Genomic DNA, 22,842 nt, shown 5'->3' on the forward strand with positions numbered 1-22,842 from the left:
GAGAAAAATAAGTGTATAACGCATTATGCACGATTTACGGGTTCTGACAAAGGCAGATCGTTTTCGACTAACAATGCTAGATACTTAACCGGAGGCATAGGACGGTATAAGTGGTATCCCTGTCCAATTTGGCAATGCCATTGACGTAACAATTTCAATATCTCCTCTGATTCAATACCTTCCGCTACGCTTGTTATTTCAAGTGCTTTGCTCAGGTCGATCATGTTTCGGCATAAGATTTGACTCTGTGGGTCATTAAGTAAGTTCATTACGAAAAATTGATCTATTTTTAATTCGTCGGTTTCTAGAGCGACTAAATTTTGCATTGAACTGTAGCCCACACCAAAGTCATCGATAGCAATTTTAAAGCCTGCTTTATGCAGTTGTTTAACATTTTTATGGACGGTCTCATTGTTATCAAACACACTCGTTTCAGTGATCTCTAAAGTGAATTTTTTTGCTGATAATTGATGTTTTATAACATTGTCTATAACTCTACGAGCAAAACCTTCTTGCAATAAATCAAGTGCTGAAATATTGATAGACAAGCACTGATTGACAAGTGCTTGTGGGTGTTCGTAAGCCCAAGAAAAAACTTTTTCGATTAACATATCTGTGAGTTTATATATTAAGCCAGTTTGCTCTGCGAGAGGGATAAATTCACCGGGTGATACTTGCCCTAGGTGTTCGTTATGCCAGCGTATGAGCACCTCACCACCAACAATGCCATGATTTGCTAAATTCACCTGCGGTTGGATATCGAAATACAATTTTTCATGTTCAATGTCGTTAGTCAGTAAAGTAATGAGATTGAGTTGATGGGCATGGTTGTTTTTGACATTGTCTGTAAAAGGCGCCCAATTCCCTGAAGAATAGGTGACAGATTGACTTGCCGTAAGAGCATTTTTATAGAGATTGTTTAAATTATTGCCCTGTGAAGGGTAAAGAACGCTCCCTATTTTGTATTGATGTCTAAAGTGGATTTTATCTATCTGTGTTGGGTTGTCTAAAATTTTCTGTAAGTCATGAATAAGCTGCTTTAGGCGACCTGGCTCTGTACTGATCAACACTAAATGGGCGGCAGTAAGCCGAATAAGGTTTTTTGTATTTTGGTTTGGTAAAGGGAACGACAAAAGTCCTTTTAAGTCAGCTAATTGGTGATGAATATTTCTAATAGCTTCACAAATGACTGAGTCTGCTTTTGTTGGCCCTAAAGCTTGGCTTAACGTTTGATAATTACTCATGTCAATCATGACAAGAGCGAGAGAAGGTGAATTTTTATCAAGCTCTTTGAGTTGCATGGGTAAGTGATCGAAATAATAGGTTCTGTTTGGCAGGCCCGTTGGTAAGTCTGTAATGGCTTGTAACAGCCGAGTTTGTTCAATGTGTTTTGCTTTATCAGCAAAGGCAAATGAAAAACCCAGAAGCTGCAGTATACAAGCGACAGGGAATATCGACTCGGTGATAAGATTAATGGGGAGTATTTTCCAAAAAATCAATGTGTTTAGCATGCTGCCAACAATCAAAAACAGCCAAGAGAACAGATAGAAACGAACAGCAGTAAATCCTTTTAAGTAAGCCTTAATCCCCCAATAAAAGCATACGATCAGCATAAACACTTCTATTGCAGCAAAAAACATCGCTGAGGCTTTTACCGAGATTAATTGAGTCATAATTAAAAAGGCGATAAAGATTCCGTCACCATATTTTCGCAATAGTGATTTCCGTGATGGAACCTGAACCTCTTGAAGAAATTGCATGGTAAACCGAAAGAGTATCCAAGCACCAATGCCAAAAACGACAAATAAATAGCTTATCAACCATTGGTTAAGCGCTTCAGAAAATATCCATCGGCTAAAACCGGTAATAATCGATAAGCCGATAAAGATAACGACGTTGAGTCCAAGGTAGTAAATAAATCCCGGCTGTCTTAACAAGATAAAAACAAAAACATTATGAGCGAGCAAAATCCCCAAACTACTAATAATAAATGTCCAAAACAACAGCTTTTGTTCTTTCACCTGTATAGCTTTTTCTCTATCAAATAACTTGAAAGGCGTTAGTAGTGGGCTGTTACCTTGCTTACGTACCAGTAAGGTTGTCGCTTCTTCAGAAGAAAGTGAGATGGGTATCCAGATTCCATGGTATGGCTGATTATCACTTTTCCACTCATCTAGTGCGCCTCTTTTCCATTGCTGCTGCAGTGTTTCTCCATGAAAAAGAAAAAAATCAAGATGTTCAATAACGTAATAATTCAAGTTAAGGTAAATGGTGGGTTGAGAGTCCGTTATGTCAGCTTTTGGAAAAGCAAGCTTATGCCAATAAGCTTGCTTGGAGAAAGCTTGAGATTGCTCGAAATTGCTTTTTTTAAAGTGGGTTGACGCTAATGCCTTCTGTGCTGAAAGTGGAGTTGTTTCTTTTAATGTTGGAATATTTTTATCAATTCTGTCCCCTTCATCAGAATAAGCTGAGAGAGGTATCCATAAATGTGTCGCTAGCAGGATAGATAATAAAAATCGCCTAGATATCATTCCACTTGATCCTATTTTACTAAAATGACGAAAATGTTAATTCTTTATATGGGCGTTTTTATTATGGCTTTGCCGTATCTTTTCTTGCAATCGTTGGGGGTTTCTTAAAATATAGGCGACATTTCAAATTTATGTACACTGTTTAGGATTTTTATGAGCGATAAACTTACCCATTTGGATCATCAAGGCCATGCTCACATGGTAGATGTATCGGACAAAGAGATTACTAAGCGTACGGCAACTGCTCAGGCTACTTTGGTTATGCAACCGACAACGCTAATAAAAGTGATTGAAGGTGGATTACCAAAAGGTGATGTTCTGGCAACGGCGCGTATTGCAGGCATTCAAGCGGCTAAAAAAACATCTGATTTGATTCCATTATGCCATCCATTGATGCTAACCAAAGTGACAGTGGACATTAATGTTCTTAGTGATTGCGAATTGGAGGTTTTATGTACTTGTTCGCTGTCTGGCAAAACGGGTGTGGAAATGGAAGCCTTGACGGGTGCCAGTGTCGCTGCATTGACGCTTTATGATATGTGTAAAGCTGTTGATAAAGGTATCGTTATTCAGAACGTGTCTTTGTTAGAAAAAAAAGGCGGTAAAAGCGGTGATTGGAGTAAAGGTAATGCCTAAGGTAAGAGTTGTTTTTTTTGCATCCCTAAAAGAAAGTATTGGTCTGAGTGAGTATATTGCAGAGGTCGCAATGCCCTTAAGCATTGGTGAGCTCAAGCATCAATTAGCAACAGAATTAGATAAAGGCCAGACATTACTTGCAAAAGGAATCCAATCTTCAATTGATTTCGAATTCGCTAGAGATGCGGATATTGTTTTCGACACTGTTAATGAGGTGGCTTTTTTCCCGCCGGTGACTGGAGGTTAGATGATTCTGGTACAAGAAGAAGATTTTGAGGTTGAGCTTTTATATAAGCGTTTAGTAAAAGCGAATAAAACGGGTGCTGTGGCTATGTTTGTTGGCTTAGTTCGTCAGTTTGCTGAGGGCCCCAATGAAGATTCTAGCTTTGAGCTTGAACATTACCCAGGAATGACGGAACACAACTTGCAGGTTATTGTTGATGATGCAAATGCTCGCTGGTCTCTTTTAGATGTGTGTGTAGTACATCGTGTTGGCCGCTTGCATGTTGATGATCAAATCGTTTTTGTCGGTGTAAGTGCAACCCATCGATCTGAGGCATTCCTAGCATGTGACTTTATTATGGATTATTTGAAAAGTAGAGCTGCTTTTTGGAAGAAAGAAACTCAAGGAATTCAAAGTCGTTGGGTAGAAGCCAACACCAAGGATGAAAAAAGCCTAGAGCGTTGGTCAAAATAGTTTAGCTTACATTTTAAAAAGGCGAACAGTATCCCTCTAAGGGATTATGTTCGCTTTTGGTGTTGTCACTAATGTGGGCGCAGCGCTTTTTTGCGGCCGCTGGCGTGACGCTCTCGGTATTCTGTATCAATATACTTATCGGTTGTTGCCATACTGGCATGCCCAGCGTCTTCTCTGACATGTTCTTTTGGTCGCGTTTTTACATCTTCAGATATTCCCGTATGACGTAACCAGTGAACTGTTGCTACGCGTAAGTCATCAGCATCTGCTCTCATCCCATCCTCACACATTCGCTCATAAGCTCTATCAAAGCAGAACTGTACTATGTTGCGAACTTGTCTAGAGCTCGTCATAGCGCCTTGGCCACGGTTCTTAGGTACTACTGGGGTATTTTCTGCAATAGTTGGTAACAAGGGTAAATCACGGAACTGTCTGTAGCGCTTTAAAGCATTGAGCATCTCATCTGATACAGCAACTAATCGTTCCTTGTTTCCTTTGGACAATACTTTAAACCACCAATGACCATCAGAATCTTTAATGAAATCCCCCATGACAGGTGCTGATCTTTCATCAGCAACCAGTTCGGATATTCGTAAATACATACCAAGTAGGGCATTCATGATAAAAAGAGTGCGTTCGTGTTGGCCGGGATCTTCCTCTGCTAGCATTTCTGCTGTTTCAATAACGTAATCCCACTGTAGGTTTGAAATTCTTCTAACTTGTTTTCGAGTAACTTCTTTTTTAACGAACTTACTTTTTTGACGAATCAGCGCAACAGGGTTTTGCTGGGCTGCATCTTCTTGCATTAGAAAACCATAATAAGACGACAGAATAGAGAAGGTTGCACGAATAGCCGCTTGCGATAGTGAGTGTTGCTTAGCCTGAGGTGATTCGCCATTTTTGAACTCTAGCTTGCTTACATGCGCAACAAAAGGTCGCCAGTCTTTGTTCGGCACTCTTACTCCCATGTGTAATTTAAAGCGCGCCACATTCTTTGTCCCAATCCAGTTTTCAGGGGGGGTGATACAAAAATGAATAAACTCTTCAATTTGGTCTCGCCTTAATTCGGTAGAAGGGCACTTGGCTATATTCCAAGACCAAAGTAGTAGGCGCTCTACTTCTCTGCGATAGGAGTTAAAAGTTGCCTGAGAGCCGTTGTAGCTATAAATAAAACATAAGGCGAGTTGGAGATCTCGTCGGTATTCCTGTTCAACAAGCTGGGGTGTGTTTTTTGATAGGTGCGCCGCAATACCTTCGAATTGAGTAAAGGGATTCGGCAAATGTTCCAAATTATCAATTAAAGCTAGAGGTATCATAATCATTCACATCTAAATAATAGTCTTAGGTTAGCAAATTTTTTGATATATCCCTATCGATTTGTCTTAGCAACGCAGTGTTCGCATCCTCCTAGCCCCGAGTTTTATCTATTTCTTCCTTATTTGACTGGTTTTTGATCTTATTTTTCTGATTTATACAGATTTTATGTGATTTTTAAAGAAAGTTGCGTGTATTGAGTCGTATTTGGAAAAAAGGTGGAAGAGGTCGGTTGCCCCTTTTTTATTTCTACGAAAGGACTATTATAAATTCATCGAAACGCAAAACGAATTAAATTCTAAATATAAACTTTTACTCTCATAAGGAGATTAATATGAAAACTTTTACTAAAACAACTTTGGCTCTATTAACTGCAGCTGTAATGACAACATCTGCATTTGCTAATGATACTGTAGAAGAACGTCTACAGAGTGCAAAAGGTAGTGTTGAAGCATTAGGTACTACATTAGAAAACATGGGTGCTAATGTTGATACTAGCGTTGATTTGAGTGGTGCATATACCTTTAGCCAAAAAGCTGCAGTATATAATGCTAAGCATGCTGAGCTACAAGAGCAGTTTAATACCCTTAACGCTCAATAATTAGTTAAACAGCATTACTCTTTATTAAAACTTATTTTAAGGAAATTATTATGAATAACGTAAATCGCACAATACTTGCTCTTGTTACTACTTCTGCGTTGGCAACATCAGCTTTTGCAGCAACTGAAACATCTAGCGAGCGTCTTCAAAGTGCACGAGGTAGTGTCGAAGCTCTTTCGGTAACACTTGAAAACATGGGTGCAGATGTTGATTCAAGCGTAAATTTGAATGGCGCTTACACCACAAATCAAAAAACATCTGTATACAAAGCTAAGCATGCAGAGCTTCAAGCACAGTTTGATGAGTTACACGCTCAATCAGCAGAATAATGCTGATATATGAATTAAAAAGCCAAACATCATGTTTGGCTTTTTTGTTTTTATCATAGATTAATTTTTACCTTCTATTAAATCTTCTTGTTTTTCAGCTTCAATAACCCGTTCGAAAAATGCCTCTGTTTTTAAAATTATGTTTTTATCATTTCCAGAAGTATCTCTTTTAGCTCGTTTGATTAAAAAGAGGGCTGCTTTTTCTTTTCCTTGGCTAAAATCCAAAAGCGCTTTGTAATGTAATGCCATCGGAATGTTATTTATTGATTTATAGTATTGAATATTAGCTCGCCAAATTAGTCTCTGTTCATAGAGATACCCCGAATGAATATTAGCTGGCTTTGACTGTGTGAGTTGCGAATTCAGCATAGAGAACAATATGTCATTAGGAGCTAAGGCCAATCTATTCTGAATGATTTCGAGCCCTGTTTCTTTTTTGTTTGCCTGTGTGTAGCTAAGCGCTTCAAGATAATCAGAAAACGCATTGGTTTTTTCTAATTTATTCAAAAATACAAGAGCGCGCTCTGGCGACTGTATCAAATATGAAAACAATGCTTTAGCAAAGTTTTGTGCATCAATATGTTGGATGTTTTGGTCGAGATAGGCATATGGATTATCTTCAATGCCCGCTCTATAAGCGAGTAGGCTGGCGCGAAAATATTCGAAATCGCTGCTTGTCATTTGGCTTAAGATGGTTTCTCTTGCGTCTGTATTGAAAGAGTCCGAAAGTCTTGTGTTTGGTGATGGGTGCGTGGAGAGGAATTCTAGTTTTGGACGACCTAGTGCTTTTTTAAAAAATGCTTGGAATAACTTAGACATACCTTCGGGTGCTAATCCAGCATTGTCTAAATATTCCTGTCCACGTCTATCTGCTTCTTGTTCTTGGTTACGGCTATAAGTTAAAGTATTTTCTGCTTGGTTAGCAATGCCTCCTAGCCACAGCGCTGTTGTAGCATCGGAGCCGGCTCCGGCTAAAGCCGCAGCAAGGCCTGCTCCTAACATTGCCAATGTTTTTTGTAACTCTTGCCCAGAGTTTTTTTGCTGACGCTCATAATGTCTTAACTCTAAGTGTGCAACTTCGTGGGCGAGAAGGCCAAGTAACATATCTTCGCTGGTTATCATTTCCATAATATCTGAATAGATAAAAAGGTGGTTTCCTGGGATAACGAAAGCGTTACTTTGAGAGCTATTTAATAGCGTCATTTCAATGGTGGTGTTGTACAAATTAGTTTGTGGCAGTAAGCGTGAAAGCGTATCTTTCAAGTAATTATAAGCTGGCGGAAAATCGATAAGTGCGCGGCTACCATTGAGCTTTCGAAACCAGTACTGTCCCAGAATATAAGAGGGATTTGATAACGTTCTTTCGTCTTTGCTTGCTTCCAAATCAGGGATGCTTGCCTGAGTCATGCTAGATAAAGTACTTGTAAAAACAATGGCTAAGATAGCAAAGCTTGTTGTAACGTTTTGAAATAGTCTCATAATACGGCTAATGCAATTGTTGGAAAATTAGAAAATGACGGACAATCTAGAGAATCAGTATGACGTAATCTTAGACGCAAGAGAAGATCGTTGTCCCATGCCTTTACTCAAAGCCAAGATGGCGCTAAGCAAAATGTCTAAGGGTGAATGTCTCTGTGTCACAACGTGTGATGCAGGCTCTTTGAAAGACATTCCTCAATACGTAGCTCTGGTTGGTTTTTCTTTACTGTCCACTTTAGAAGACAGTAATGTATATACCTTTGTGATTCAAAAAAATTGAAATGGATCTGATATGTTTAAAATTGTAGACACGCTAATTAAGCGATATTTCTCGAACGAAGAGGTAGTGGTCTTTCTACTTTTACTAATTTCTACCGTGTGTGTACTAGCTTTCTGGGGTGGGATTTTTGCACCTATTTTAATCGCGATTGTTTTAGCCTTCTTATTGCAGGGTGTTGTTGAGCGATTACAGCGAATCGGTCTTGGTCATATTAGCTCTGTATTTATTGTTTTTTTTACATTTTTAACTGCATGCAGTGTATTTATTGGTGTCATGGTGCCAATCGTTTGGCGTCAAGCGGTGCGATTGGTTCAGGATGCACCAAGAATGTTTACTGTTATTCGTAATGAGGTGCAGCAATTTGCAGAAGGACACAGTGAGTTAGTTAGTCAATCTGCGATAGATGAAATAACAAACTCTCTAGCTAATGAGTCTACGAATCTTGGCCAATGGCTTGTATCATTCTCTATCTCAAGTATTCCTTCTCTGTTTGCTGTGGTGATATATGTTGTTCTAGTGCCCTTGGTGATGTTTTTTCTCCTAAAGGACCAAGAACGAATCTCTAGTTATTTGACATCTTGGTTGCCGAAAGAAAGAAGAATGATGCGCAATATTGCTCATGAGATGAATGATCAAATAGCGAATTATATACGCGGTAAATTTATCGAGATGTTTGTTGTTGGTATTATCACTTACGTCGTTTTTTTGCTTTTTGGTTTGAAGTACGCTGAGTTATTGGCTTTGTTGGTCGGTTTGTCTGTCTTAATTCCTTATATCGGTGCGGCAGCAGTGACTATTCCTGTGGTATTGGTGGCTTTTTATCAATATGGCACACAGAGTGAATTTATCTATGTGGTTGTGGCCTACTTAATTGTTCAGGCGCTGGATGGCAATATATTGGTGCCACTGCTGTTTTCTGAGGCAGTAAATTTACATCCTCTAGCTATCATTGTAGCGGTACTATTTTTCGGTGGTATTTGGGGGTTCTGGGGGATCTTTTTTGCGATCCCGTTAGCGACCTTAGTGAAAGCAATTATCAATGCTTGGCCAAGCCAAGAGCAGCTGTCCTCTTAGTTTGTGTAAGTTCTGAATTTTAGTCCCGCTACTACATTGGTAGGCGAGACTTTTTTATGCCTACATATTTATTTTATGCTCAAGTATTAGCCATTTACAGAAGCCAGTAAAATGCTAAACGGAGGAAGTACTATCGTATTTCCATCAACATAGCCACTGTGTATAGCTTCTGGCAACGTGAGAGGCGATACATTGAGCTCGTCCGGAAAGATGATATCTTGGCCTGAAGTATTAATAGCCACGTAAATACGTTTGCCTTCGTAGCTACGGGTAAAGGTCAGGGTTGTTTCATCGTTGTATAAAAATTCGATATCGCCATGGCGCAGCTCTGGATGGCTTCGTCTTATATGTAGAAAATCACGATAGGCATGCAACACAGAGTGGCGATTACCTTCCTGCTCACTTACTGCCATTGCAAGTTGCGATTCAGAAATAGGTAGCCAAGGTTCATCGGATTGAGTAAACCCTCCTAAAGATTCATTCTTCCATGGAATAGGCGTTCTACAACCATCCCTGCCTTTAAACTCTGGCCAGAAATTAATGCCGAATGGGTCAACGAGTTGTTCAAAGGTCAAATCAGCCTCTGGTAGGCCGAGTTCTTCGCCTTGATATAGACAAACGCTGCCACGTAAGCTTAATAGCATCGCCATATAAATTTTGCTTTTGGCTACTGTGTCGTGGTTGTTACCCCAGCGAGTTACTACGCGTTCAACATCATGATTGCCAATTGACCAGCATGGCCAACCATCACCTAATCCTGCCTCTATTGTTTCCATGGTATTGCGAATGTGTGTCATAGAAGAATCATGAGTGAGTAGGTCGAATGAATAGCACATGTGTAGTTTGTCTTTGCCTTGGGTATAAGCAGCCATGGTTTCTAGGGCAAAATCACAGCCGACTTCGCCTACTGTGGTGGTGTCTGGGTATTGATCGAGCAAATGGCGTAAACGTTGTAAAAAGGCAATGTTTTCGGGTCTGGATTTGTCATACAGGTGAAGCTGATAAGCATATGGGTTATCGAGTCTAACCCCAATACTGCCTTCGACTACTTCTTCCTTTGGCGGGTTATTTCTAAGTTCTACGTCATGATAATAATAATTAGCAGTGTCTAATCGAAAACCGTCTACCCCTCGTTTTAGCCAAAATTCTACGGTTTCCAGTAAGGCGTTAACTACGGCAGGGTTGTGAAAGTTCAAATCTGGCTGACTGTCTAAAAAGTTGTGCAAATAATATTGTCGACGACGACTATCCCAGTGCCAGGCTGGGCCGCCAAAGACAGATAACCAATTGTTAGGAACTGTGCCATCTGGGTTGGCGTCAGCCCAGATATACCAGTCAGCTTTGTTATTATCGTGACTACTGCGTGATTCAACAAACCAAGGGTGTTGATCCGAACTATGGTTCAGTACTTGGTCAATCATGACTTTAATACCGTGATGATGTGCGGATGCTACCAGTTTATCAAAATCAGTCAAATTGCCGAAAATAGGGTCAACTCCACAGTAATCAGATACATCGTAACCAAAGTCTTTCATGGGAGAGGTAAAGAAAGGAGACAACCAAATAGCATCCACTCCGAGAGAGGCAATATAGCCCATTTTCGCCGTTATACCGGGAAGGTCTCCAATGCCGTCGTTATTGGAGTCAAAAAAACTACGGGGATAAACCTGATATATTACTGCGCCACGCCACCATTCTTGATTATTCATCATGATTGTTCTCTCTGAATATAGGGATGTTTTGGTCTAAGCGTTAACAGAATTTATTAGATTTATAGAGGATTGGTTCCATTCTCTGTCGTGCTTTTTTTCATTAATTCCAGCATACTCAAACATTATTAGTTATGCATAATTTTTTTATTGTCTTGGTTGATAATAATCTTATTTGTATCCCTTGGAGACATGATGTTTTCTGAAAAATCTCGCCCTGTGGCTTGGCCTTTATTCTTTTTTTACTTTTTCTTCTGTGCGGTTGTAGGCGTCATGATGCCTTATATTTCGATGTACTATAAATCGATAGGTTTAACCGCCTCTGAAATTGGTCGTTTGATGTCCACGTTTACTTTATCTGGTATTTTGGTTCCGCATTTTTGGGGATGGCTGACAGCGAAAGTTGGCTTGCCAAAGCGTACGCTGCAATTAGGTATTTTAGGCTGTTTCATTGCTGTGATTCCCTTTAATTGGAGTGATCAGTTTGAAACCTTATGGTTACTTACTTGTACTATGGCGCTGTTTTATTCCGCTCTTATACCAATGACTGACTCGTTAACTGTGAGAAGTATTCGCCAACTAGATGTTCCTTATACGCGTCTAAGAGCAGGTGGTTCGATTGGCTATGTTTTTGCAGTTACCAGTGCTGGTTTTTTAATTGGAAAATTTGGCACTGCTGTGGTGATTCCAACGATGTGTGTTTTTATGGCACTTGCCGTGGTCACTTCTTTCTTCTTAAAAGAACAGGCTTATGAGGTTCACCAGCAAAAATCGACGACGTCTTTTTTCTCTTTAGTGAAACACCCTGAGTCGATGCTGTTTTTTGTTTTGGCTTTTTTAGCCTTTATGTCCCATGCGCCTTTCAATGTGTTTTTTGCGGTGCACTTATCCAACTTTGGCTACAGCGGTGAGCATATAGGACTACTGATGGCATTGGGTGTCGTCATTGAGATTTTCTTGTTCTTATTCTTTGGCAATACCATTAAGCGCTTTGATGTGGTTCATGTGATTACGCTATGTTTTGTGTGCGGTATTGTTCGTTGGCTGCTAATTGGCTGGTTTGCCTCTGTCGCATGGGTACTTATTCTAACTCAGCTGTTGCATTGCGTAACCTTTGCTTTGTTTCACATGGTATCGATTGAACAAATACGACGCCTTTTTCCTGAACGTTTCGCTGGTCAAGGGCAAGCTATGTATAGCGCTTTTGCGATTGGCTTAGGTGGCGGACTTGGTATGGTAATTACAGGGTATCTGTGGGAGTGGCTAGGCGGTGCTTGGGTTTTCACCTTAGCGGCGTGCGTAAGCGCCTTAGCACTGACCATTCTGGTTATTAGTCAACGGCGTTAAAGTATTTACAAGCTGGTGCCATCGCTCTTTAGTAACTCAATAAAAGCGATGGCTGCACGGCTGAGCGTTCGTTGTTTGTGATGTATCACGCCAAGCTTTCTTTCGACGTTCAAATCTGGCAAGTTCAAGACGACCAACCTATCATCGACTAATGTCGATGGAAGCAGGGACCATCCCCAGCCAATGTTTACCAGCATTGCTAATGTTTCTAAATTATTGGTATTCATTCGTACTTGAGGTTTTAGTCCTTGTTTGCCAAAAGCTTGCTCGGCTATTTGTCTAGTGAAGGTGTTCTTATTAGGTAATACGCAAGCGTGCTGGGCTAATTCAATTAAGCTGACATTGTCATAATGCGCGAGAGGGTGGTCTTTACTAACCACACAAGTCAAGGGATCGGACCAAATAGGCAAAGATTCAATAAGCGGGTTTTCTTTATTGGACAACGTAATTATTCCCAGTTCAGCTCGTCCTTTTAAAACATCTTGGTAAGCTTCTTCTGATTGAACAAATTCAATTTCCAAATGTGCACTGGGAAAATCTTCTTGGAAACGTTTTAGTGATTTAGGTAAGCGATGTAAGCCAATATGATGACCAGTTGATATTCGTAATTCACCACTTACATCTTGCATCTGTAATGTCATGCTGCGTTTTATGTCTTGTAGGTCTTCCGCCATTTTTCGCGCTTTAGGCAGCAAGCGAATACCGGCTTCGGTTAATTGCACTTGTCGTCCAATACGATCAAAAAGTTTTACGCCAAGGCTGTTTTCAAGGGAGGCGACACGTTTACTAATGGCTGGTTGTGTAACGAAAAGTTGGTCACCCGCTTCTGAAAAAGAACCGGTTTCAGCAACTTTTATAAAAGTAAGTAACTCTGCAATATCTATCATTCCAAAAAATTATCCAAAACATGAAAAATATGAATTTGAGTAATTTAAGCCAAAGTTTTAGGATAGCGCAATAGATTTCTGAGGAGAGAACTTATGTCAGCGAAAACCCTTTATGACAAGTTGTGGGATAGCCACCTTGTTCAGCAACGAGATGACGGCAGCGCATTGATTTATATCGATTTGCAGTTGCTACATGAAGTGACATCACCACAAGCATTTGAAGGGCTTCGATTGGCAGGGCGCAAGCCTTGGCGTGTGTCTTCAAGTTTAGCAACGCCAGACCATAATGTACCTACGACTAAGAAAGAACGTATTTCTGGTGTAGATGGTATTGAAGATCCAGTTTCTAAAATCCAAGTAACGACTTTGGATGATAACTGTAACGAATTCGGTATTACTGAATTTAATATGAAAGACATTCGCCAAGGAATCGTGCATGTTGTTGGGCCAGAGCAGGGTGCGACGCTTCCAGGTATGACGGTTGTGTGTGGTGATTCCCATACATCGACTCATGGGGCTTTTGGTGCTTTGGCACATGGTATTGGGACCTCTGAAGTTGAGCATGTATTAGCTACTCAGTGTTTGGTGCAGAAGAAAAGCCGCAACATGTTGGTTCGTGTTGATGGTGAATTGTCACCATGGGTCTCTGCTAAAGACGTTGTCTTAGCGATTATCGGTGCAATTGGCACCGCTGGTGGTACAGGTTACGCCATAGAGTTTGGCGGAACAGGCATCCAATCTTTGTCTATGGAAGGCCGTATGACGGTCTGTAACATGGCCATTGAAGCAGGCGCACGTGTTGGTTTGATTGCAGTAGATGATACGACTATTGAATACGTTAAAGGTCGTCCTTATGCGCCAAAAGGCGAGCATTGGGATATGGCGGTAGAAGCATGGAAAGACCTTGTGTCTGACAAAGACGCGCAATTTGACGAAGTGGTTGTGATTAAATCGGAAGATATCAAACCACAAGTTACTTGGGGGACCTCGCCAGAAATGGTTATTGCTATTGATGAGCCGATTCCTCGTGCAGAAGACCAGAAAGACCCGGTGAAGAAAGAAGGTTATGCACGCGCTTGGAAATACATGGGCCTTGAAGGCAAAACCATGCTTTCTGATGTTGTGCTAGATCGAGTTTTTATTGGCTCTTGTACCAACTCACGCATTGAAGACTTACGTATTGCAGCGCAAGTGGTTAAAGGCCGTAAAGTCGCGTCAACTCTTAAGCAGGCAATCGTCGTTCCTGGTTCTGGCTTGGTAAAAGCGCAAGCTGAAAAAGAGGGCTTGCACGAGATTTTCGAAGCCGCTGGATTAGAATGGCGTGAGCCTGGTTGCTCTATGTGTTTGGCAATGAACGCTGACAAACTTGGTGCTGGGGAACATTGTGCGTCAACTTCAAATCGCAACTTTGAAGGTCGCCAAGGTTTTGGGGGTCGTACGCATTTGGTGAGCCCTGCTATGGCAGCGGCTGCTGCGATTGCTGGCCATTTTGTTGATGTTAATGAGTTTGTTAAACACTAGGAGAACAGTATGCGTCCTTTTACTAAACATACAGGTCTAGCCGCTCCTTTGGATTTGGCGAACGTTGATACTGATATGATCATCCCAAAGCAGTTCTTGAAATCCATCAAGCGTACTGGTTTTGGTAAAAATTTATTTGATGAACTGCGTTATGAAGACGAAGGTCAACCAGACCAAGAATGCGATGGTCGTCCTATTCGTCAGGATTTTGTGTTAAACCAAGATCGTTACAAAGGCGCGAGTGTTTTATTAGCGCGTCAGAACTTTGGTTGTGGCTCTAGTCGTGAACACGCGCCTTGGGCATTAGATGATTACGGTTTCCGCGCGATTATTGCACCAAGCTTTGCCGACATTTTCTATAACAACTGCTTCAAAAATGGCTTGTTGCCTATCGTTTTACAAGCAGAAGAAGTAGATCAATTGTTTGCAGAAGTCGCCTTGCGTGAAGGCGCAGAAATTATTGTCGATCTTGAAAACCAAACCGTAACCTCGCCTTCTGGTGCAGCATTCGAATTTAACGTGGACAATTTCCGTAAACATTGTTTGTTGAATGGTTTAGACGATATCGGCTTAACGTTACAGCAAGATGCTGCGATCCGTCGTTACGAAGAAAAACGCATGAATGATGCGCCGTGGCTTTTCTTGTCACGCGGTCAGTAGTTTTCAAAAAACATATTAGAAGACAGATTTTTTAAAGGGTTTAACATGACTAAGAATGTATTGGTTTTGCCGGGTGACGGTATAGGTCCAGAAATCGTAGCGCAAGCGGTGCGTGTTTTGGATGCAGTGAATGAACAGTTTTCATTGAATATTCAGCATGAGAGCGCTTTAGTCGGTGGTTCTGCTTATGATGAGACTGGTTCTCCATTGCCAGAAGCGACATTAGCTAAAGCTAAAACAGCAGACGCGATTTTGCTTGGTGCGGTTGGTGGTCCTAAGTGGGACAAGTTAGACATGTCAGTTCGCCCTGAAAAAGGCTTACTTGGCTTGCGCTCTAACCTAGAGTTATTTTCGAATCTTCGTCCTGCGATTCTATACCCACAGTTAGCTGATGCGTCTAGCTTGAAGCCAGAAATCGTTGCTGGCTTGGACATCCTAATTGTTCGCGAACTAACAGGCGGCATTTACTTTGGGCAGCCTCGTGGTATTCGCACGTTAGAAAATGGTGAGCGAGAAGGTTTTAACACTTATGTTTACAGCGAATCAGAGATTCGTCGTATTGGACGTTCTGCTTTTGAAGCGGCTCGCCAACGTGGTAAGCGTGTTTGCTCAATTGATAAGTCCAACGTGCTAGAAGTAACTGTGCTTTGGAAAGAAATCATGGAAGAAGTAGCGAAAGAGTATCCAGACGTCGAATTGACTCATATGCTAGTCGATAATGCTGCTATGCAGCTTGTTCGTGCACCAAAACAGTTTGATGTAATGGTTACTGGCAATATGTTTGGTGATATCCTTTCTGATGCTGCTGCCATGTTGACAGGTTCTATTGGTATGCTACCTTCTGCTTCACTAAATGCTGAAGGTCGCGGTATGTATGAGCCATGTCACGGTTCTGCTCCAGACATCGCAGGTAAAGGAATCGCTAACCCATTGGCGACAATTTTGTCAGTTGCTATGATGTTGCGTTATTCTTTAGACGCCAAAGATGCGGCGGATGCGATTGAAGCGGCAGTCAGCAAGGTTCTGGATCTAGGTCTTAGAACGGCAGATATTGCATCAGATGGATGCGAAACTGTTAGTACGCAAGCCATGGGCGATGCCGTTCTAGCAGCATTAAAAGCTTAATATCATAACGATATTGGGTATTCATTAGGGATACTGCTCTTGGTATGAGTGGCCCCACAAAAAAAGGTAACGTTAACCATGTCAAAACAAACTGTAGGTTTAGTCGGATGGCGCGGAATGGTCGGTTCCGTGTTGATGCAACGCATGATGGAAGAAAAAGACTTTGATCATATTGATCCAGTTTTCTTCACTACATCTCAAACGGGGCAGAAAGGTCCAGAAATTGGTAAAGATATTCCATTACTTCAAGATGCAAGCGATATTGAAGCATTGAAAAAGATGGATATTATTATTACCTGTCAAGGCGGGGATTACACCAAGGCTATTTACCCACAGTTGCGTAATGCTGGTTGGAAAGGTTACTGGATCGATGCGGCATCTTCTCTACGTATGGATAAAGATGCCATTATCGTACTTGACCCAGTTAACTTGGATGTTATTAAACAAGGTTTAACGAGTGGCGTTAAAACTTTTGTTGGTGGCAATTGTACTGTTAGCTTGATGCTATTGGCGCTAGGTGGGTTGTTTGAAAAAGGTCATATCGAATGGATGACTTCTATGACTTACCAAGCGGCGTCTGGTGGTGGTGCTCGTCACATGCGTGAGCTGATCAATCAGATGGGTATGTTGCAAGGTTCGGTTGCTAGTGAGCTTGCTGATCCAGCCAGTGCGATTCTTGAGATCGATCGTAAGGTTGCAGAAACAATGCGTTCTGGTACGCTTCCAACAGATCAGTTTGGTGTGCCTCTAGCGGGTTCTTTGATTCCTTATATCGATAGCCAGCTTGATAACGGACAGAGCCGTGAAGAGTGGAAAGCGCAAGCTGAAGCGAACAAGATCCTAGGTATCGACGGAAACCCAATTCCAGTTGATGGCCTGTGTGTTCGTATAGGTGCTATGCGCTGCCATAGTCAGGCATACACCATCAAACTGAACAAAGACATCCCAGTGGCGGATATTGAAGGCTTGCTTGCTGAGCACAACCAATGGGTTGATGTTGTACCAAACGATAAAGAAGCAACAATGCAGCGTTTAACGCCAACTGCAGCGACTGGCACACTTGGTATTCCAGTGGGTCGTATTCGTAAGTTGAACATGGGACCTGAATACATAAGTGCTTTCTCAGTGGGTGACCAATTGCTTTGGGGGGCTGCTGAGCCACTACGTCGCATGCTTCGTATCTTAATCGAAGACTAATGATAGTTTTTAGCTAGATTCTAAAAACCCGCTTTGAGCGGGTTTTTTTATGTGCAAGTAAAAGTATTGAAATAGGCTAGCTGATATCTAGGTTTAAACCTATTGTTACGAATACGCCTATCAGTGTTGTAATTACTACAGATACTAATGATCCAATTAGCACGTATTCCGCCATGCTTCGATCATTTGATTTATTTAGTTCACCAAATCTGAAGATTGACTTAGCCGCTAGCACAAAGCCGATGGCAGCATAGCTGCCCACTAGAGTGAAAGTTAGTATCAATATTCTCTCTAAGTAACCAATTAATTCGCCGCCAGCAACTAATCCGTTAACGCTTTCTTTCTCACCACCTGAAATCGGATATTTGCTTAAAATGCAGCTGATTGCGACTGAGGTAGGTTTGAGTATCAATAAGTAAGCAAAAGTGGTCATGATAGCTTCTGGTAACTGATCATGCTGTAGTAGTTCAGTAATGGCGATGCTGTCAGTGATGTAAAAAACTGTAGTGATCAATACTATTACATGCAATATTTGGTCAATGGCGAAGCGTGAAAAGGCGTCGCCTTTCGTTGTGCTGACTTTCCATAGATCGATAGCGAAATGAGTAATGGTAACAATCAAGATGATAATAGCGATGTTCATCCAGTCGATCTTTAGGGCTAACGCAGGGATGAGTAATGCCACGCCATGTAAAATCGAATGCAAATAGAGTTTTGGTGATCTGTGTTTTTTCTCTTTCTTTTCCTCTATCCAATGCTTTGGTTGGAGGTAAAAGTCACAAAGTGTATGGATCAGTAAAAATGAAATGAATAGGGTGCTAAAATCAGACATCTTTAAGCCCTGTTACTTGGTTTATAAATAGACTATTTAGTTCACTTATAAGCGGCCACCCTGATGCTTTAAGGGATTTGCTGGCTGTCGCTGTGGCAATGTCGAGTTTATCCGCAAGCTCGCTCACAGACAAACCTTCTTGATTGCGCAACATAGGTACTAATACGGCACATTGTCGCGATGTTAACTCGGTGAGCTGTCTATCTAAGTATTTGAAGAGTAGATCAAAGCGCTCTGTGAGTTTGGGGTGCTCTGAGTGAAAAATGAAACGGTCACTTTTCAGGGCTTTTAGTCCCCGACCAGATAAAACAAAAGCTTCTCCCATTGACTCTGATACCGAGGCGCGCAAGTCCGCGTTAGAGGCAATAGCAAAGCTAATACGGCTTTCAAACACTTTACCAAGGGCTTTAATGCCGATTCGATAAAGAATCGCATATTTGAGTGCATTTCTAATGTCATGCACGATTGTCTGAAATTCATCTCCGCGCTCAATACTATGGAGGTTAGAGGCGTTCCCTTCAGTGATCCACGCTTGAATATCTTTGACCCGCTGTAGTAGTTGTTCGAATTCATCAGAAGTAAGTTTTGTTGAGCTAACTACATCACCGCTTATCACGGCAATAGGTTTAACTGTCTGTTTCATGCGATGCCCTTCTAGTTGATTAGAGTAATTTAGCCGTTTATGACTAAAAAAACAAATTTAGCCGAAAATGGCTAATTTATGTTTTTTAGCTATTTGTGGCTAATTGTAAATCCGCTGCTTTATATCCAAATGAAAAAAGTAGGCTTCTAGCTTTTGTGGCAGTGATTAGTATTTTTTATAAGCTTATGTGGTATTTCACTTCTCAATCGCTTCTGGGCTGCTACACTCATTTAAATGAGGGTTGACATTCATCAAACCGTTGACGTTTTTCTTGATGAAACTAAAGCTTGCTATGGGTGTCAAAACTTATTACTTTATCTATATCGTATCGAAATAAATTTTCAGAAGAAGATTTATGGTATTGATATATATAGTATTTAAGGGGGTCGTGTAAGTTTTTTGATTGCTGTGTTTTGTTCATGATCTTGAACAAGTATTTACACTCTAAGCATTGAAATTAAGCGATAGTACCCATAGATTATAAGTAAGAGCAGAAGAGGAGGAATAAAACTTAAGTTAATAAAAAACTGACTAAAATAGAAGGAAATTCTCTATGTATACATTGAATATTAGTGGTCACCACGTCCAATCTGGTGAAGAAGTTCAAGAAGTAGTAAAAGAAAAAATGGATCACTTGGCACGTATCAATAATCAGATAACGACTATTAAAGTGATACTAAACACAGAGAAGCATGAGATTCATGAATTAATAGTAGAAGCCAGTGTTCATATTCCTGGTCATGACCTTTTTGCAACGGTTAAAACCGATAAACAGCTTAAGCCGGCACTTGACCTTCTGGTCGGTAAGTTAGAGAAACAACTAATTAAACACAAAGCGAAGCATGCGGGCCGACAACATCATATTAATGCTAAAGATGTAGAGAGTCCTGTAGAGCAGCAGTTACAAGCAGAGTTTGATGAACTGGTGGAGCGAGAAGTTATTTAGTTAATCAACCTTTCTAGGGGTAAGCCTCGCATAGCGGGGCTTTTTTGTTTTTGTAGATTGTTTTGTTCTTGTTGTGGTGTAACTAACATAAAAAATGCCGCTGTTACTAAACAGCGGCATTGGATCATGCTAACAATATGGTCGTATGGTGGAGCTTATACGTTATTTACTGGAATAAACTCTACTGGAGCCATTGTCATAGCATCTAGTGGTGGCGCAAAGTCTGTCAGTTTGATACCAACAACAGAGGCTTTGTATTCTTCCAATGTTGGGAATCTTCCCAAAATAGCAGAAAGTACAACGATTGGTGTAGAACCAAGTAAAGATTCGCCTTTCTTCTCTTTAGAGTCAGCTACAACACGACCTTGGAACAATCGAGTAGAGGTCGCAATAACCGTATCACCAGGTTCTGCCTTCTCTTGGTTACCCATACACAAGTTACACCCAGGGCGCTCCAAGTACATGATGTTTTCGTACTTAGTACGTGCTTCACCTTTTGGTTTAGCATCATCAAATTCGAATCCAGCGTACTTCTTCAAGATATCCCAGTCACCTTCCACTTTTAACTCATCAACAATGTTGTATGTTGGTGGAGCAACAACTAAAGGTGCTTTGAATGACACGCCGCCGTTTTGTTCTTCAAGATTGCGCAGCATTTGAGCGATGATTTGCATATCGCCTTTATGAACCATGCAAGAGCCAACAAAAGCAAGATCAACAGGCTTATCTTTGTAGAAAGACACCTGGCGAATAACGTCATGAGTGTAACGCTTAGATACGTCATCGTTGTTAACGTCTGGGTCGGCAATCATTGGTTCATTGATTTCGTCAAGGTCAACAACAACGTCTGCATAGTAGTTAGCATTGTTATCAGGCACTAGAGCAGGCTGATCCCCAGAAGTGATGCCAGCAATACGCTTGTCTGCAAGAGCAATTAAGCCATGAAGCGTTTTAGCTTCATTTTCCATGCCTTTATCAATCATGATTTGAATGCGTTTTTTCGCTAGTTCAAGAGATTTAATAAGCGTTTCATCTTGAGAAATACAGATGGACGCTTTTGCTTTCATCTCAGCAGTCCAGTCAGTAAAGGTAAACGCTTGGTCAGCCATCAATGTGCCGATGTGTACTTCGATGACACGACCTTGGAATACGTTTTCACCGCCAAACTGTTTAAGCATCTGAGCTTGTGTTGCGTGTACAACATCACGGAAATCCATGTAGCTCTTCATTTCGCCTTTAAAGGTTACTTTAACCGTTTCAGGGATTGGCATTGTTGCTTCACCTGTTGCTAATGCAAGAGCAACGGTTCCAGAGTCAGCGCCAAAAGCGACACCTTTAGACATGCGAGTATGTGAGTCACCACCAATGATAATCGCAGAATCATCAACCGTAATGTCATTCAATACTTTATGAATAACGTCGGTCATTGGAGGATAAACACCTTTTGGATCACGAGCAGTGATTAATCCAAATTTGTTCATGAATGACATCAATTTTGGAATGTTAGCTTGCGCTTTTGAATCCCAAACTGACGCAGTGTGACAACCTGATTGATATGCGCCATCAACACTTGGAGAAATAACAGTGGCTGCCATAGACTCTAGTTCTTGAGCAGTCATCAAACCAGTCGTATCTTGTGAGCCGACGATGTTTACTTTAACGCGAACATCAGACCCAGCGTGAAGGGCTTTTCTAGACTTAACACCTACAGCATTTTTGTTGAAGATTTTCTCAACAGCCGTTAGGCCCTGGTCATCGTTAGAGATTTCTTGTGCTGGAGCGTAGACAGTAGGCGTTGGAATCCCTAGGGTTTCAGCAGCAAAGGTTTGTAGTTTCTTACCGAATACCACAGCATAGGAGCTGCCAGCTTTCATGAACTCTACTTGCTGAGGCGTAAAGGCAGAAGAGATGTCTACTAGCTCTTTGTCGCCATTGTAGAGTTTTTTCTCTTTTGTATTGATAGTTAAAACTGTACCCGTTTCAACTGAGTAAGCTTGCTCAAGAATGGTATCGCCATTTTCATCAAGAACCGGCTTGCCATTAGCATCTACTTTCTTAACCCAGTTTTTCAGATCAAGACCAATACCGCCAGTAACACCTACCGTCGTCATAAAGATAGGGGAAATGCCGTTTGTGCCGGCAACAACTGGAGCGTAGTTCACGAATGGAATGTATGGGCTTGCTTGTTGGCCAGCCCAAAGCGCGACGTTATTTACGCCAGACATACGTGAAGAACCAACACCCATTGTGCCTTTCTCAGCGATAAGCATTACTTTTGCACTTGGGTGCTTAACTTGTAACTCTTTAATTTCTTGCTGAGCTTCAGGGGTAATCATGCATTGGCCGTGAAGTTCACGGTCAGAACGAGAGTGAGCTTGGTTACCAGGTGAAAGCAAATCTGTCGAGATATCACCTTCTGCGGCAATATAAGTGACAACTTCGATTTTTTCACTGATGTCAGGAAGCTTGGTGAAGAATTCAGCTTTAGCGTAGCTTTCAAGGATATCTTTAGTGAGAGGGTTGCCAGCTTTATAAGCTGATTCAAGACGTTCCATATCTGCTTCGTATAGGAATACTTGAGTTTTTAGTACCTCTGCAGCAGGCGCTGCAACAGCCAAATCATCAGACAAAGCAAGGTCGATTAATACTTCAACAGAAGGGCCGCCTTTCATGTGAGACAATAGCTCAAGAGCGAACTCAGGTGTGATTTCTTTCACACTTGATTCACCTAGGATGATCTCTTTTAGGAATTCTGCTTTGACAGCAGCTGCGCTGGTTGTACCTGGTAAGGTGTTGTAGATGAAAAAAGATAGTGAGCCTTCGCGATGCTCATGCCCAGCGTCTTTGATTTGAGCGATGATTTCAGCTAGTAGATCGCCGCCATCGATTGGTTTAGGATGCAATCCTTGGCTTTTACGATTCTCTATTTCTTGTAAGTACTCTAAATATAAGCTCATTTGCACCTCTGAATAATGATTGTCGAAAATGCCATGCCTAACAATATGCTTCTAGCATATGATTTCCCTTAGGTTTC

Annotated in this window: 21 protein-coding genes; 13 read left to right on the forward strand and 8 right to left on the reverse strand. The window is 41.3% G+C overall.

Annotated elements, in window-relative coordinates; genetic code table 11:
• Window positions 1-23: 23 nt before the first annotated feature.
• Complete coding sequence (locus tag JSY38_RS18280) at window positions 24-2,531, reverse strand: EAL domain-containing protein (RefSeq protein ID WP_205114607.1); 2,508 nt, start codon at window positions 2,529-2,531, stop codon at window positions 24-26.
• Window positions 2,532-2,684: 153 nt separating this feature from the next.
• Here JSY38_RS18280 and moaC point away from each other — a divergent pair, with 153 nt between their 5' ends.
• From moaC to JSY38_RS18295, 3 genes are read left to right on the forward strand one after another with little or no spacing between them, the layout of a single operon-like run.
• The gene (gene moaC / locus JSY38_RS18285; RefSeq protein WP_114412181.1) at window positions 2,685-3,167 is read left to right on the forward strand and encodes a cyclic pyranopterin monophosphate synthase MoaC; all 483 of its coding nucleotides are present in this window, start codon (window positions 2,685-2,687) and stop codon (window positions 3,165-3,167) included.
• A complete protein-coding gene (locus JSY38_RS18290) occupies window positions 3,160-3,414 on the forward strand; it encodes a MoaD/ThiS family protein (RefSeq protein WP_114412182.1) in 255 nt (84 codons plus the stop codon). The genes moaC and JSY38_RS18290 overlap by 8 nt, the downstream gene beginning before the upstream one ends.
• On the forward strand, window positions 3,415-3,864 hold the full coding sequence (locus tag JSY38_RS18295) for a molybdenum cofactor biosynthesis protein MoaE (protein ID WP_205114608.1): 450 nt from the start codon (window positions 3,415-3,417) through the stop codon (window positions 3,862-3,864).
• Window positions 3,865-3,932: 68 nt separating this feature from the next.
• Here the strand turns inward: JSY38_RS18295 and JSY38_RS18300 are convergent, their stop codons facing one another.
• Window positions 3,933-5,180, reverse strand: a complete 1,248-nt coding sequence (locus tag JSY38_RS18300; RefSeq protein ID WP_114412188.1) for a tyrosine-type recombinase/integrase — start codon at window positions 5,178-5,180, stop codon at window positions 3,933-3,935.
• Window positions 5,181-5,512: 332 nt separating this feature from the next.
• Here JSY38_RS18300 and JSY38_RS18305 point away from each other — a divergent pair, with 332 nt between their 5' ends.
• Both JSY38_RS18305 and JSY38_RS18310 read left to right on the forward strand, forming a co-directional pair.
• A complete protein-coding gene (locus JSY38_RS18305; protein WP_114412184.1) occupies window positions 5,513-5,779 on the forward strand; it encodes a hypothetical protein in 267 nt (88 codons plus the stop codon).
• A gap of 50 nt (window positions 5,780-5,829) precedes the next feature.
• Window positions 5,830-6,108, forward strand: a complete 279-nt coding sequence (locus JSY38_RS18310) for a hypothetical protein (RefSeq protein ID WP_114412185.1) — start codon at window positions 5,830-5,832, stop codon at window positions 6,106-6,108.
• A gap of 60 nt (window positions 6,109-6,168) precedes the next feature.
• Here the strand turns inward: JSY38_RS18310 and JSY38_RS18315 are convergent, their stop codons facing one another.
• Complete coding sequence (locus tag JSY38_RS18315; RefSeq protein ID WP_205114609.1) at window positions 6,169-7,587, reverse strand: M48 family metallopeptidase; 1,419 nt, start codon at window positions 7,585-7,587, stop codon at window positions 6,169-6,171.
• Between the two features lie 34 nt (window positions 7,588-7,621).
• On the opposite strand from JSY38_RS18315, the gene JSY38_RS18320 reads away from it, so the two are divergent.
• Together JSY38_RS18320 and JSY38_RS18325 are read left to right on the forward strand one after the other, a co-directional pair.
• Window positions 7,622-7,867 (forward strand): sulfurtransferase TusA family protein, encoded by a 246-nt coding sequence (locus tag JSY38_RS18320; RefSeq protein WP_205114610.1) that lies wholly within the window; start codon window positions 7,622-7,624, stop codon window positions 7,865-7,867.
• Between the two features lie 12 nt (window positions 7,868-7,879).
• Window positions 7,880-8,941, forward strand: a complete 1,062-nt coding sequence (locus tag JSY38_RS18325) for an AI-2E family transporter (protein WP_205114611.1) — start codon at window positions 7,880-7,882, stop codon at window positions 8,939-8,941.
• Between the two features lie 86 nt (window positions 8,942-9,027).
• On the opposite strand, the gene JSY38_RS18330 is transcribed toward JSY38_RS18325, so the two are convergent.
• Window positions 9,028-10,653 carry an alpha-glucosidase gene (locus tag JSY38_RS18330; RefSeq protein WP_205114612.1) on the reverse strand — a complete coding sequence of 542 codons (1,626 nt, stop codon included), beginning with the start codon at window positions 10,651-10,653 and terminating at the stop codon, window positions 9,028-9,030.
• Window positions 10,654-10,845: 192 nt separating this feature from the next.
• On the opposite strand from JSY38_RS18330, the gene JSY38_RS18335 reads away from it, so the two are divergent.
• Window positions 10,846-11,997, forward strand: coding sequence for an MFS transporter (locus tag JSY38_RS18335; protein ID WP_114413623.1), 1,152 nt, complete (start codon window positions 10,846-10,848; stop codon window positions 11,995-11,997).
• 5 nt (window positions 11,998-12,002) lie between these two features.
• Here JSY38_RS18335 and JSY38_RS18340 read toward each other — a convergent pair whose 3' ends face one another.
• Complete coding sequence (locus JSY38_RS18340; RefSeq protein ID WP_205114613.1) at window positions 12,003-12,884, reverse strand: LysR family transcriptional regulator; 882 nt, start codon at window positions 12,882-12,884, stop codon at window positions 12,003-12,005.
• A 93-nt stretch (window positions 12,885-12,977) separates the two neighbouring features.
• Between JSY38_RS18340 and leuC the strand changes: the two genes are divergently transcribed.
• From leuC to asd, 4 genes are all read left to right on the forward strand, one after another.
• On the forward strand, window positions 12,978-14,405 hold the full coding sequence (leuC, locus tag JSY38_RS18345) for a 3-isopropylmalate dehydratase large subunit (protein WP_114413625.1): 1,428 nt from the start codon (window positions 12,978-12,980) through the stop codon (window positions 14,403-14,405).
• Window positions 14,406-14,414: 9 nt separating this feature from the next.
• Window positions 14,415-15,065 (forward strand): 3-isopropylmalate dehydratase small subunit, encoded by a 651-nt coding sequence (gene leuD / locus JSY38_RS18350; protein ID WP_114413626.1) that lies wholly within the window; start codon window positions 14,415-14,417, stop codon window positions 15,063-15,065.
• A gap of 45 nt (window positions 15,066-15,110) precedes the next feature.
• The gene (gene leuB / locus JSY38_RS18355) at window positions 15,111-16,190 is read left to right on the forward strand and encodes a 3-isopropylmalate dehydrogenase (RefSeq protein ID WP_114413627.1); all 1,080 of its coding nucleotides are present in this window, start codon (window positions 15,111-15,113) and stop codon (window positions 16,188-16,190) included.
• Window positions 16,191-16,268: 78 nt separating this feature from the next.
• Complete coding sequence (asd, locus tag JSY38_RS18360) at window positions 16,269-17,387, forward strand: aspartate-semialdehyde dehydrogenase (RefSeq protein WP_205114615.1); 1,119 nt, start codon at window positions 16,269-16,271, stop codon at window positions 17,385-17,387.
• A 76-nt stretch (window positions 17,388-17,463) separates the two neighbouring features.
• On the opposite strand, the gene JSY38_RS18365 is transcribed toward asd, so the two are convergent.
• Together JSY38_RS18365 and JSY38_RS18370 are read right to left on the reverse strand one after the other, a co-directional pair.
• On the reverse strand, window positions 17,464-18,219 hold the full coding sequence (locus JSY38_RS18365) for a DUF3307 domain-containing protein (protein WP_205114617.1): 756 nt from the start codon (window positions 18,217-18,219) through the stop codon (window positions 17,464-17,466).
• On the reverse strand, window positions 18,212-18,862 hold the full coding sequence (locus tag JSY38_RS18370; protein WP_114413630.1) for a hypothetical protein: 651 nt from the start codon (window positions 18,860-18,862) through the stop codon (window positions 18,212-18,214). The genes JSY38_RS18365 and JSY38_RS18370 overlap by 8 nt, the downstream gene beginning before the upstream one ends.
• 553 nt (window positions 18,863-19,415) lie before the next feature.
• On the opposite strand from JSY38_RS18370, the gene hpf reads away from it, so the two are divergent.
• Complete coding sequence (hpf, locus tag JSY38_RS18375) at window positions 19,416-19,808, forward strand: ribosome hibernation-promoting factor, HPF/YfiA family (RefSeq protein ID WP_110572353.1); 393 nt, start codon at window positions 19,416-19,418, stop codon at window positions 19,806-19,808.
• A 155-nt stretch (window positions 19,809-19,963) separates the two neighbouring features.
• Here the strand turns inward: hpf and JSY38_RS18380 are convergent, their stop codons facing one another.
• Window positions 19,964-22,765, reverse strand: a complete 2,802-nt coding sequence (locus JSY38_RS18380) for a bifunctional aconitate hydratase 2/2-methylisocitrate dehydratase (RefSeq protein ID WP_205114619.1) — start codon at window positions 22,763-22,765, stop codon at window positions 19,964-19,966.
• Window positions 22,766-22,842: the final 77 nt, after the last annotated feature.

This window comes from Marinomonas foliarum (genome assembly GCF_016906065.1).
In the GTDB taxonomy this organism is placed as follows: domain Bacteria; phylum Pseudomonadota; class Gammaproteobacteria; order Pseudomonadales; family Marinomonadaceae; genus Marinomonas; species Marinomonas foliarum.

Bases quoted from the DNA above. Each gene is read 5' to 3' on its own strand.
- JSY38_RS18280 (WP_205114607.1), bottom strand. From the start codon at position 2,531: ATGATATCTAGGCGATTTTTATTATCTATCCTGCTAGCGACACATTTA.
- moaC (WP_114412181.1), top strand. From the start codon at position 2,685: ATGAGCGATAAACTTACCCATTTGGATCATCAAGGCCATGCTCACATG.
- JSY38_RS18290 (WP_114412182.1), top strand. From the start codon at position 3,160: ATGCCTAAGGTAAGAGTTGTTTTTTTTGCATCCCTAAAAGAAAGTATT.
- JSY38_RS18295 (WP_205114608.1), top strand. From the start codon at position 3,415: ATGATTCTGGTACAAGAAGAAGATTTTGAGGTTGAGCTTTTATATAAG.
- JSY38_RS18300 (WP_114412188.1), bottom strand. From the start codon at position 5,180: ATGATACCTCTAGCTTTAATTGATAATTTGGAACATTTGCCGAATCCC.
- JSY38_RS18305 (WP_114412184.1), top strand. From the start codon at position 5,513: ATGAAAACTTTTACTAAAACAACTTTGGCTCTATTAACTGCAGCTGTA.
- JSY38_RS18310 (WP_114412185.1), top strand. From the start codon at position 5,830: ATGAATAACGTAAATCGCACAATACTTGCTCTTGTTACTACTTCTGCG.
- JSY38_RS18315 (WP_205114609.1), bottom strand. From the start codon at position 7,587: ATGAGACTATTTCAAAACGTTACAACAAGCTTTGCTATCTTAGCCATT.
- JSY38_RS18320 (WP_205114610.1), top strand. From the start codon at position 7,622: ATGACGGACAATCTAGAGAATCAGTATGACGTAATCTTAGACGCAAGA.
- JSY38_RS18325 (WP_205114611.1), top strand. From the start codon at position 7,880: ATGTTTAAAATTGTAGACACGCTAATTAAGCGATATTTCTCGAACGAA.
- JSY38_RS18330 (WP_205114612.1), bottom strand. From the start codon at position 10,653: ATGATGAATAATCAAGAATGGTGGCGTGGCGCAGTAATATATCAGGTT.
- JSY38_RS18335 (WP_114413623.1), top strand. From the start codon at position 10,846: ATGTTTTCTGAAAAATCTCGCCCTGTGGCTTGGCCTTTATTCTTTTTT.
- JSY38_RS18340 (WP_205114613.1), bottom strand. From the start codon at position 12,884: ATGATAGATATTGCAGAGTTACTTACTTTTATAAAAGTTGCTGAAACC.
- leuC (WP_114413625.1), top strand. From the start codon at position 12,978: ATGTCAGCGAAAACCCTTTATGACAAGTTGTGGGATAGCCACCTTGTT.
- leuD (WP_114413626.1), top strand. From the start codon at position 14,415: ATGCGTCCTTTTACTAAACATACAGGTCTAGCCGCTCCTTTGGATTTG.
- leuB (WP_114413627.1), top strand. From the start codon at position 15,111: ATGACTAAGAATGTATTGGTTTTGCCGGGTGACGGTATAGGTCCAGAA.
- asd (WP_205114615.1), top strand. From the start codon at position 16,269: ATGTCAAAACAAACTGTAGGTTTAGTCGGATGGCGCGGAATGGTCGGT.
- JSY38_RS18365 (WP_205114617.1), bottom strand. From the start codon at position 18,219: ATGTCTGATTTTAGCACCCTATTCATTTCATTTTTACTGATCCATACA.
- JSY38_RS18370 (WP_114413630.1), bottom strand. From the start codon at position 18,862: ATGAAACAGACAGTTAAACCTATTGCCGTGATAAGCGGTGATGTAGTT.
- hpf (WP_110572353.1), top strand. From the start codon at position 19,416: ATGTATACATTGAATATTAGTGGTCACCACGTCCAATCTGGTGAAGAA.
- JSY38_RS18380 (WP_205114619.1), bottom strand. From the start codon at position 22,765: ATGAGCTTATATTTAGAGTACTTACAAGAAATAGAGAATCGTAAAAGC.